Consider the following 10,843-nt stretch of genomic DNA (forward strand, 5'->3'; position numbering starts at 1 on the left):
GCGAATAGAGCGATTCACCGGTTGCCAGGGGAACGGTCACCTTCGACTTCAGCTCCGTCCATGCCGGGATGTGTTCCGGCCGGATCGGCTCTTCGTAGAAAAGCGGATCGTTTGGCGCGATGGCGGCTGCAAGCTGGACGGCCTGATACGGTTCGAAAATCTTCGCATGAGCGTCGAACGCGTAGTCAAAATGCGATGGCGTGATCTCGCGGATCTTGCCGAACCAGTCGCCCGTCTCCTTCACGAGTTCGCCCCAGCGGCCGGTATGAAGATCGCGGCGATAGGGGCTGAGCTTGAAGGCGGTGTAGCCGTATTTCTCGTTCAGCTCGAGCGACTGGTCGCGCGCGGCTTCCGGGTCCGGCGCCGTATAGACGCCGCAATAGACCTTGACGCGATCGCGCACATTGCCGCCGAGCAGCATGTAAACGGGCAGGCCGGCGGCCTTGCCGGCGATATCCCAGAGCGCGTGATCGATCGCCGAAATTGCCGCGAGGCCAAGTGCACCCGGCGGGAATCGGCATTGCTGGTTGAGCTTGAGGACGAGGAATTCCACGCGGCGCGGATCTTCGCCCTCAATCTGGTGAAAGAGGTAGTCGAGAAGCGGCGGCAGCGCCCAGTCCGGGCCGTGGTTGTAGCATTCGCCCCAGCCGGAGATGCCTTCGCTGGTTTCGATCTTGAGAAGCAGGCGAGGGCGGTCGTCCACGCGCTGCATGTAGGTCTTGATGCCGGTGATATGCATGGGATCTTCCTCAGGCCGCGCGGCTCTTTTCGGCGACGTTGTCGACGATGGCGCGCAGGTCCGCGCGTTCGGCTTCGGTCAGGCTCTCGACGCCGGGCACGCGCACGGGGCCAACCTCGGTTCCAAGCATGCCAAGCGCTTCCTTGACGACGGTGACATTGGCGCCGTTGAGATATTTGGTGCGCAGCGCCTCGAAGCCGGCGATATCGTCGATGAGCGCGCGTGCGGCCGTGTAGTCACCGGTCTCCAGCGCCTGGTGGATGGCGTGCGAGCGTTCCGGGAAGACATTGACGAGGCCGGAAGTGAAGCCACGGGCGCCCATCGCGTAAAAGGCCGGCGCCCAACCTTCCGCCAGGCCGCAAACCCAGATCGCCGGCGCATCCTTGGTCGCGCGGATCACTTCGGCGAGCAGCATGAGATTACCGGATGCAAACTTGATGCCGGCGATATTCGGGTGCAGCGCCAGCTTGCGGAAATCGGTGACGGAGAAAGTGTCGCTGCGCACATAGGCGATGACGGGAACAGTGCTGGCGTCGGCAAGCTCCAGGAAGTAGCGCGCCTGGTAGCTTGGGCCGGCGAAGGGGTCCATCGGGTGATGGCCCATGATCGCATCGGCGCCTTCTGCGATGGCATCGCGGGCAAGCGCCTTTGCTTCGGTCAGCGAACGACCGACAGCTGCGCTAACCAGCGATTTGCCGCCGGCGGCCTTGATCGTCGCGACGTGGACAGCGCGCACTTCGTCCATGGTGAGGGTGAAGAACTCACCGGTGTTGCCGGCCGCCATCAGATTGTGGACCCGCGCATGAGCGAGGCCGGTGATCAGAGCCGAGAGCTTGGCGATATCGACGCTGCCATCTGCTTTGTAGGGGGTCACGGGCACGCCCGATATGCCCGTCAGGGCCTTGCGGATCTTTTCCATTGCCTCGGTCACGTCAGATGTCCTCCTTCTTCTTGAACACGATGTTGAGGTAGGTTTCGCCGGAGCGGACGACGTGGTCGCGCATCACGCGTTCGGCCTTGTCGCTGTCGCTGGAGATGATGGCGGCGGCGATCGCGGCATGTTCGGCCAGCGCCTTGCCGCGCTCGAGCGGATCGGAATGGATGACGCGGCGGATGCTGCCGTCGTAGAATTGCTGCCGTTCGATCATCCGCGAGAGATACTGGCATCGCGAGGCGATGTGGATCTGCTCATGAAACGTCTCGTTGAGCGAAATCAGGTCGTCTGCCACGCCGTCCTGGGTCGCCTTGCGCATCAGATTGACGATGTCGTCTAGCTTGGCCGCTTCGGCCTTCTCGATGCGCTTGGCGGCAAGGTGGGCGATCATCGATTCCAGCGCGGCGCGCGCCAGGATCATCTCTTCGGCCCAGCCTGCGTTGAAACGGATCAGCACGCCGCGGCGCGGCAGTGTTTCGACGAGACCCTCGGTCTCAAGCTGACGCAGGGCTTCCTTGATGGGTGTCGTACTGACACCGAGCTGCTCGGCCAGCTGCCGCTCGTTGACGCGCTCATCCGGTGCAAAGCGGCCGGAGAGGATCGCGGTGCGCAGCGTCTTGTGCACGTGGTCGCGCAATGTCGTCAGAAAGCGCGGGTCGATCTTCTCGATGCGGTCTGCGCCAGGCTGCGTCGATGCCTCTTTTTGCATGTCCCGAAAATTCCCCCGTTGACGACAAAATCGTTTTGTGAGATCTGATATACCAGATTTCAGATCGATGTCGATATGAAAATTCGCGCTCGGGGCGAGGTCCGGCGCACCAGGGAGGAGATAGGACGATGAAAAGACGCAGTTTTCTGATGGCATCGGCTATGGTGGCGTCGACGCTCGCCATGCCGCTCGCAGTGCAGGCGGCAACGCCCAAGGACCAGCTGGTGATCGCCACCAACATGTCCTCGATGCGCGGTCTGGATCCGAACGAGCTCAACCAGCTGGAATCGGCGGAAATCGTCGCCAACCTTTACGAGCGCCTGATCGTGCTCGCCGCCGATGACATTACCAAGCCGCAGCCGGGCATTGCGGAGAGCTGGACAGTATCCGAAGACGGCAAGACCTTCACCTTCAAGATCCGCTCCGGGGTTACCTTCCATTCCGGCAACGCGCTGACCGCCAAGGATGTCGAGTGGTCGCTGCGCCGCCTGGTGAAGCTCGGCCTGGCGCCGTCGGTCGATCTTCGCCAGTGGGGCATTACCGACAAGAATGTCGATGAGCTGATCAAGGCGACGGATGATTCAACTGTCGTGCTGCAGACGCCCGAGGTCTGGAACCCGAACCTGATCCTTTTCTCGCTCGCCAGCTTCTCGACCTCGATCCTGGATAGCCAGCTTCTCGCCAAGAACGAGAAGAACGGCGACATGGGCCGCGAATTTCTGCAGACCAACGATGCCGGGTCCGGTCCCTATTCGCTGCGGACCTGGCGCGTCAACGACCTTTTGATCGCCGAGGCCTTCAAGGATTACTGGCAGGGCGCGCCGAAGATGCGCCGGGTTATCCTTCGCCATATGCCGGAATCGTCAGGCCAGCGACTGCAGCTGGAAGCCGGCGACGTCGATGTCGCGACGCGTCTTTCCTCCACCGATCTGGCGGCGATCGAGGCCGGCGGCAAGGCCGATATCCAGAAGACGCCGGGCTTCGGCTTCTACTATCTGGCGCTCAATCAGAAGGATGAAATCCTCTCCAAGCCGAAGGTCCGCGAGGCTTTCCGTTATCTCATCGATTATGACGGCCTCGCCAACACCGTCATGAAATACTACGGCATCAAGCAGCAGACGATCATTCCGGGCGGTCTGCCAGGTGCCAGCACCGAGAACCCGTACAAGCTCGATATCGACAAGGCCAAGCAGTTGCTTGCGGAAGCCGGCTATCCCGATGGCTTCTCCAAGGTCTATTACGCAACGCCCGTGACGCCGGAGTATGAAGTTGCCCAGTCGCTGCAAGCCAATGCAGCCAAGGCCGGCATCAAGCTCGACCTGCAGGGCGGCGATCATATCGGCAAGTTCCGCAACCGCGAATTCGAAATCTTCTCGGCGCGCACCGGCGAACGCCTGCCCGACCCGCATGCGGTTCTGGCGTCCTATGCGACGAACCCGAACAATGCCGACGATGCGAAACTCTCCGGCCTGATCGCCTGGCGCTCTGCCTGGGAGGTTCCGAAGGACATCCAGGACATGGTCACGGCGGCCGCGCACGAGACCGACCAGCAGAAGCGCGCCGATCTCTACGCCAAGATCAACAAGGCCTATCTGGATGCTTCACCGGCCCTGATCACCTCCTTCCAGCGCACGGACGCGAAGGCGGTCAGAAAAGAAGTCAAGGGCTATGTCGGCCATTCGACCTGGCTCACCCGTTGGGACACCGTCTCGAAGGGCGAATAAGCCCTTCCTGTCGAGGAGAATGACGTGAGTATCTCACAGACATCTGGAAACGCGCCGGCAGGCGCACGGGCGGCTCTTGGCGCACTGCGCAAGGTGACGGCATCCTTTGCCGTCATCCTGACAACGCTGCTCGGCCTGCTCGTGATCACCTTCGTTGTCGGCCGCATGGTTCCCGCCGATCCTGTCATCGCCGTGATCGGCGATCAGGCCGATCACGAGACCTACGAGCGCGTCTACAAGGAAATGGGGCTCGATCAGCCGCTCTACGTGCAGTTCGCTACCTATCTCGGCAATGTCGCGCACCTGGATTTCGGCCAGTCGCATGTGACGAAAAACCCCGTCGCCAGCGATCTCGCCCGCGTCTTCCCGGCGACGCTTGAACTCGCCACGCTCGCAACGATCATCGGCGCCGGCTTCGGCATCCCGCTCGGCATCATCTCCGCTGTGCGCAAAGGCACCTGGGTCGATCACCTTGCGCGTGTCGTCGGCCTGCTGGGCCACTCGACGCCGATTTTCTGGCTGGGCACGATCGTCATCCTCGTGTTCTATGCAAAGTTCGGCCTCATACCAGGCAGCGGCCGCCTCGATGTCTATAATGAAGGGCTGGTCGAAGGACCGACCAACTCCATCCTCGTCGACGCGATCCTTGCCGGCGAGTGGGAAGTCTTCCGGGATGCGCTGCTGCATGTTGCGGCTCCCGCACTGATCCTCGGCTATGCCGCGATGGCCTATCTAAGCCGCATGAGCCGCAGCTTCATGCTTGAGCAGCTGCGTCAGGAATATGTGCTGACCGCCAAGGCCAAGGGCCTCGGTCAGCGGGCGATCGTCTGGCGACACGCGTTTCGCAACATTCGCGTGCAACTGCTGACGATCGTGGCTCTCGCCTATTGCGGCCTGCTCGACGGAACGGTCCTGATCGAGACGGTTTTCGCGTGGCCCGGCCTTGGCCAGTATCTCACGTCGGCGCTGTTCTTCGCTGACATGAACGCGGTGCTTGGCAGCGTGCTCCTCATCGGCATCATCTCGATTGCCATCAATCTCCTGTCGGACCTGACCTATCGGTTCCTCGATCCGCGTACCCGGTGACATCATGGCGACACGTTACTTCAACGACCTGCACAATTGGCTGATCAACGAGGAGTTTTCCTCGACGCGTCAGGCGCGGCTCCACAAGGCCTATGTCCTGTGGCTGAACCTGATCGCCAATCCGTTGGCATTCGCCGGCTTCGTCGTCGTGCTGATGCTCGTCTTGATCGCGACCTTCGCGCCGCTGCTCGCCAACCATGATCCGATCCTCCAGGATTTGACCATGGCGCTAAAGCCGCCGTCATCCGCCAACTGGTTCGGCACCGACGAATTCGGCCGGGACGTCTATTCGCGCCTCGTCTATGGCGCGCGTACGACGCTCTATATCAGCATCCTGGTCACGGTCATCGTGGCGCCCATCGGCTTTGCGATCGGCGCGACCGCCGGCTATCTCGGCGGCTGGGTCGATGTGGTCCTGATGCGCATCACCGATATCTTCCTGTCCTTCCCAAGCCTCGTTCTGGCGCTTGCCTTCTCCGCAGCGCTTGGTCCGGGGATCGAGAATGCCGTCATCGCCATCGCGCTCACCGTCTGGCCGCCGATCGCGCGTCTGGCGCGCGCCGAAACGCTGACGTTCCGTGCCGCAGATTTCGTCGTCGCAGCCGAGTTGCAGGGCGCGGGCATGGGGCGCATTCTGTTTCGCCATATCGTGCCGCTCTGCGCGCCGTCGATCATCATCCGCCTGACGCTCAACATGTCGAGCGTCATCCTGACGGCTGCCGGTCTTGGCTTCCTCGGTCTCGGTGCCCAGCCGCCGATGCCGGAATGGGGCGCCATGGCGGCCTCCGGTCGTCAATATCTTCTCGATGCCTGGTGGCTGACGACGGTTCCCGGCATCGCCATTCTTCTGGTCAGTCTCGCCTTCAACCTGCTTGGCGACGGACTGCGCGACATCATGGATCCCCGCAATGCCTGAACAGTCAAAACCGATCTTCTCGGTCAAGAACATGTCGGTGCAGTTTCCGACGCTGTCCGGCGTGGTCAACGCCGTCAAGAATGTAAGCTTCGATGTCGGCCGCGAGAAAGTGGGCATCATCGGCGAATCCGGTTCCGGCAAGAGCACGACCGGGCGCGCGATCATGCGCCTGCAGCCGGGCACGGCTCAAGTCGTCGCCGATGAGTTGCGCTTCGAGGACGTCGATCTCCTCGCCGCCAGCGAGGCGGACATGCGCGCAATCCGTGGCAGCCGGATTTCGATGATCTTGCAGGACCCGAAGTATTCGCTCAATCCCGTCATGACCGTCGGAGAGCAGATTGCCGAAACCGTCATCCTGCATGAGCGCCTTGGAAAGAAGGCGGCGCGCGAGCGCACGCTCGCCATGCTGGAAAGGGTGAATATCCGCGATCCGCAGCGCGTCTTCAATCTCTACCCTCATGAGGTGTCGGGCGGCATGGGCCAGCGCATCATGATCTCGATGATGCTGATCTCGTCGCCCTCGCTGATCATCGCCGACGAACCGACCTCGGCACTCGATGTGACCGTGCGCCAGCAGGTGCTGTCGATCCTCGACGACCTGATTACCGAACGCAACATCGGCCTGATCTTCATCTCTCACGACCTCAACCTCGTGAAGAGCTTCTGCGACCGCGTCATCATCATGTATGCGGGCCGGGTCGTGGAAACGATCGAAGCCTCAAGGCTCGACGAAGCAACCCATCCCTACACACGCGGCCTGCTTGAGGCGCTGCCCAGTCTCGATCATCCCAGGGATCGGCTGGAAGTGCTGAAGCGTCAGGCAAGCTGGGCGGAGGCGTGACATGTCCATCATATCGGTAAACGATCTCGCCGTGTCCTTCGGCAGCGGCAATGATTTCAAGCAGGTCGTCAAAAGCGTCGCCTTCGAGGTCGCGCCGGGCGAGACATTCGGCCTTGTCGGCGAGAGCGGATGCGGCAAGTCGACGGTGCTCGGCGCGCTGGCGGGGCGTATCAAAGAGTGGAGCGGTTCGGTTTCGATCGATGGCGACGTGGTCGGCCCCAAGCGGTCGCGCGCGCAACTCGCCAAGCAGCAGATGGTGTTTCAGGATCCTTTCGGCTCCCTGCATCCGCGCCACACGATCGGGCGCACGCTCCTGGAGCCTCTCGAGATCCATGGGCTGGATCGCAGGCAGGAGCGTGTCGAGCAGGTGTTGCGCGACGTCGGCCTGCCGCCCGGCTTCCGCCATCGCTTCCCGCACCAGCTCTCGGGCGGGCAGCGGCAGCGCGTGGCGATTGCTCGCGCGCTTATCCTTGAGCCGAAGATTCTCTTGCTCGACGAGCCGACATCGGCGCTCGATGTTTCGATCCAGGCGGAAATTCTCAATCTCCTGAAGGATCTGCGTGAACGCTCGAAGCTGACTTATATCCTCGTCAGCCACGACATGGCTGTCATCGCGCATCTCTGCAACCGCGTGGCTGTCATGCAGGACGGCGTTTTCGTCGAGATCGCAACGCGTGAACAGTTGCTGGAGGGCAGCGTCCAGCATCCCTATACGAAAACGCTGCTGGATGGGAGCAGGGGATACATCAGCGCGCGTAGGGCGGTGGCGTAGACGGAATCACTAGCCGCGCCGCGCAAGTCTATTGAAGTCGGCCTTGAAACTCTCGACGCGCGAACCACGTCATTGCTTGAATGCAGGGGATGCGGATGAGCTATGACGTAGTGGTAGTGGGGGCAGGCTTTTCGGCGATTGCCACGGTCTGCAACCTGATCGAACTGCTTCCTCCGTCCGCGAAGATCGCCGTGGTGGGGGATGATCCGGGTTTTGGTCGCGGAACGGCCTATCGTTCCGAACTCTATCTCCACAGGCTGAACGTCCCGGCCGGCCGGATGAGCCTGTTTCCGGACAGGCCGGATGCGTTTGTCAGCTGGCTCACGGAGCGCAAACGCCCATTGAGAGACGGCGATTTCGCCTCGCGTCAGGATTACGGCCTCTATGTTCGCGATACGCTCGCCGCGTTGCTGCGGGACAAGCGACCACGCTGCAAGGTCGATTTCATCCGTGCGAAGGCGACCGGTTGCGTGGAGCGCTATAGCGCGACGCTCGGCTTTCTGCTTGATAATGGCGATGAGATTGTCGGGCGTCATGTCGTGCTTTGCCTGGGCGTGGGGAACGCGCCGCTTCCGGTCGATCTTTCCAGACTTCCGGCCGAGGCGCGCGACAGGACAATCGAAAACCCATGGCGCCTGTCCTGGCTTCGCCGCGTGGAGGCGTCCGACAGGGTCTGCATCCTTGGTTCCGGCCTCACCATGATCGATCAGGTGCTGGCGCTGTTCGCGCAAGGATTTCGTGGCAAGATCGATGTGCTGTCGCGCCGCGGCCTTGTTCCGCACGGGCACGCAAGAGCGCCGAAGCCTCCAGCCGATTTCGATCCCGCCGATCTTCCCGATAGGATGAGCGAAATCTTGCGTCAGTTGCGCAGTGAAAGTCGGCGCGCCGGTGATTGGCGCAGCGTCATGGACACATTGCGGCCGAGAACCCAGGCGCTCTGGCAGCGCCTGCCGCAAGCCGAACGCATGCGGTTTCTGCGCCACGGGCTGCCATGGTGGAACATCCACCGCCACCGTGTGGCGCCTGATGTCAACGATCGCTTCCGTGAGATGGTCGCAAGCGGTCAGGTTTCGATCCATGCGGGTTATCTTCAGGACGTTTCGCAAGTCGATAACCAGCTGATGCTGCACTACCGTAAGCGCGCAGCCAATGACGTTGCAACGATCGAATGCGACTGGCTGGTCAATTGCACCGGTGTGGAGCGAGCAGGCATCGGGCACTCACCGCTCTTGCAGCAGATGATGCGCCAAGGGCTGATCAAAGCGGATACGCTGGGCCTCGGCATCGGCGTAGACGCCGCTTCGGCCGTCCTGCACGACAATCCGGGGGCTCCGGCGCTTTACGCGGTGGGTGCTTTGACGGCCGGTCAGTTCTGGGAGATCACAGCGGTTCCGGATATTCGCACGCAGGCTCGCGCTGTTGCGAAGCGGATCTCCGATGGCGTGTTGGGGTAAAATTCCAAAGGTTTGCGCTGACCGCATCGGAGAATTTCCCCGTAGTTTGGCGATTATAGAATACTAATTCTATATACTATATGCCTATCCAATTATCGTTTCTCATCTGTTTCAGAGGGAAAATCGATGAGCTTCACGACGACGTTAAAGAGCCTTCTTCTTGCCGGCACGATCGCGGCAACCGCTGCACACGCCTGGGCCGAGGAACCCGTCAAGCCCGTGGAAGGTGGCACGTTGATCTATCTGGAGCAACAGCCCCACACCAACCTCTATCCACCGGCCGGGGGCTTTTATCCGAACGGTGGGGTACTGAACCAGATCACCGACAAGCTGACCTATCAGAACCCGAAGACGCTCGAGATCGAACCGTGGATCGCCGAATCCTGGACGGTGAACGAAAACGCCACCGAGTATACGTTCAAGCTGCGCAACGGCGTGACCTTCTCGGACGGCTCGCCGCTCGATGCCAACGCGGTCGCCAAGAATTTCGATACCTTCGGTCTTGGCAACAAGGAGCTGAAACAGCCGGTATCGGAAGTGATCAACAATTATGATCGTTCCGAGGTCATCGATCCGCTGACGGTGAAGTTCTATTTCAAGAAGCCATCTCCGGGCTTCCTGCAGGGTACGTCGGTCATTGGATCCGGCCTTGTGTCGCTGAAGACGCTTGCCCTGCCGTTTGATCAGCTCGGCGATGCGACCAAGATTGTCGGTTCGGGTCCCTTCGTCGTTGACAGCGAGACGCTCGGCAAGGAGCTTAGCCTGAAGGTACGCACCGATTACGGCTGGGGCCCGACAAAGCTCGAACATCAGGGGCGCGCTTATCTCGACGGCATCAAATACATCATCACCGGCGAAGACAGCGTGCGGATCGGCGCACTGCTGTCGGGACAGGCGGACTTCATCCGCCAGGTTCAGGCCTATGACGAAGAACAGGTCGAAAGCCAGGGCTACAAGATCTACGCCGCTTCGACGCGCGGCGTGAACAACAGCGTCGTGTTCCGGCCAGACAATCCGCTTGTCTCGGATATCAGGGTGCGCCAGGCACTGCTTCACGGGACCAACAGCGCCGAAATTATCTCGACATTGTTCTCGGCAAACTATCCGCAAGCGAAATCGATCATAGCCTCCACTGCGCAAGGCTATGTCGATCTGTCGCCCAAGCTCGCCTATGACGGTGACAAGGCTGCCAAACTTCTCGACGAAGCCGGCTGGAAACCTGGCGCTAACGGCGTTCGCGAAAAGGATGGGCAGCCGCTGGTGTTGACCGCTTATGAATCGCCACCCCAACCGCAAAACAAGGCGACGCTTCAGCTCGTCGCCGAACAATGGGCAAAGCTTGGCGTGACGCTCAATGTCCTTGCGGGCGACGCTGGCAGCAAGACCGTCGATGACCTGGATCCCGCAAAGACGCCGGTCTCTCCTGCTATGGTCGGCCGCGCCGATCCTGACGTCATCAAGAGCCAATACTACCCGAAGAACCGGGACGTTCTTCGCCAGAAAGGCGGGCCCAGCGACAAGGTCAAATCCTTCGTCGACGACAAGCTGAACGGGTTGCTTGAGAAACTGTCCTCGGAGCCTGATCGCGCCAAGCGGTTGGCGATCGCCGGCGATGTCCAAAACTACGTTATCGACCAGGCTTACGCGATCCCGATCTTCGAGGAGCCG

10 protein-coding genes are annotated in these 10,843 nt (G+C 61.2%); 7 read left to right on the plus strand and 3 right to left on the minus strand.

What is annotated here, in order from left to right; all coding sequences use genetic code 11:
- The 3 genes from B3605_RS01430 to B3605_RS01440 all read right to left on the minus strand — a co-directional run.
- Positions 1–739, minus strand: a 739-nt coding sequence (locus tag B3605_RS01430; protein WP_296431802.1) for a mandelate racemase/muconate lactonizing enzyme family protein, incomplete at its 3' end; no start/stop codon positions are given.
- Between the two features lie 10 nt (positions 740–749).
- Complete coding sequence (locus B3605_RS01435; protein ID WP_112943614.1) at positions 750–1,658, minus strand: dihydrodipicolinate synthase family protein; 909 nt, start codon at positions 1,656–1,658, stop codon at positions 750–752.
- A gap of 13 nt (positions 1,659–1,671) precedes the next feature.
- Positions 1,672–2,382 (minus strand): GntR family transcriptional regulator, encoded by a 711-nt coding sequence (locus tag B3605_RS01440; RefSeq protein ID WP_113198446.1) that lies wholly within the window; start codon positions 2,380–2,382, stop codon positions 1,672–1,674.
- 128 nt (positions 2,383–2,510) lie between these two features.
- Between B3605_RS01440 and B3605_RS01445 the strand changes: the two genes are divergently transcribed.
- The 7 genes from B3605_RS01445 to B3605_RS01475 form a co-directional block, all read left to right on the plus strand.
- A complete protein-coding gene (locus tag B3605_RS01445) occupies positions 2,511–4,106 on the plus strand; it encodes an ABC transporter substrate-binding protein (RefSeq protein WP_296431807.1) in 1,596 nt (531 codons plus the stop codon).
- 24 nt (positions 4,107–4,130) lie between these two features.
- A complete protein-coding gene (locus B3605_RS01450; protein ID WP_112943469.1) occupies positions 4,131–5,192 on the plus strand; it encodes an ABC transporter permease in 1,062 nt (353 codons plus the stop codon).
- A gap of 4 nt (positions 5,193–5,196) precedes the next feature.
- A complete protein-coding gene (locus B3605_RS01455; RefSeq protein ID WP_047511480.1) occupies positions 5,197–6,108 on the plus strand; it encodes an ABC transporter permease in 912 nt (303 codons plus the stop codon).
- Positions 6,101–6,949 carry an ABC transporter ATP-binding protein gene (locus B3605_RS01460; protein ID WP_296431811.1) on the plus strand — a complete coding sequence of 283 codons (849 nt, stop codon included), beginning with the start codon at positions 6,101–6,103 and terminating at the stop codon, positions 6,947–6,949. The genes B3605_RS01455 and B3605_RS01460 overlap by 8 nt, the downstream gene beginning before the upstream one ends.
- A gap of 1 nt (position 6,950) precedes the next feature.
- A complete protein-coding gene (locus B3605_RS01465) occupies positions 6,951–7,721 on the plus strand; it encodes an ABC transporter ATP-binding protein (protein ID WP_112943471.1) in 771 nt (256 codons plus the stop codon).
- Positions 7,722–7,810: 89 nt separating this feature from the next.
- Positions 7,811–9,175, plus strand: coding sequence for an FAD/NAD(P)-binding protein (locus B3605_RS01470; RefSeq protein WP_296431814.1), 1,365 nt, complete (start codon positions 7,811–7,813; stop codon positions 9,173–9,175).
- Between the two features lie 126 nt (positions 9,176–9,301).
- Positions 9,302–10,843 (plus strand): TIGR04028 family ABC transporter substrate-binding protein (locus B3605_RS01475; protein WP_296431815.1); only part of this gene is annotated, 1,542 nt, incomplete at its 3' end.

Origin of the sequence: Rhizobium sp. UBA1881 (assembly GCF_002338015.1) — a bacterium.
Taxonomy (GTDB): Bacteria; Pseudomonadota; Alphaproteobacteria; order Rhizobiales; family Rhizobiaceae; genus Rhizobium.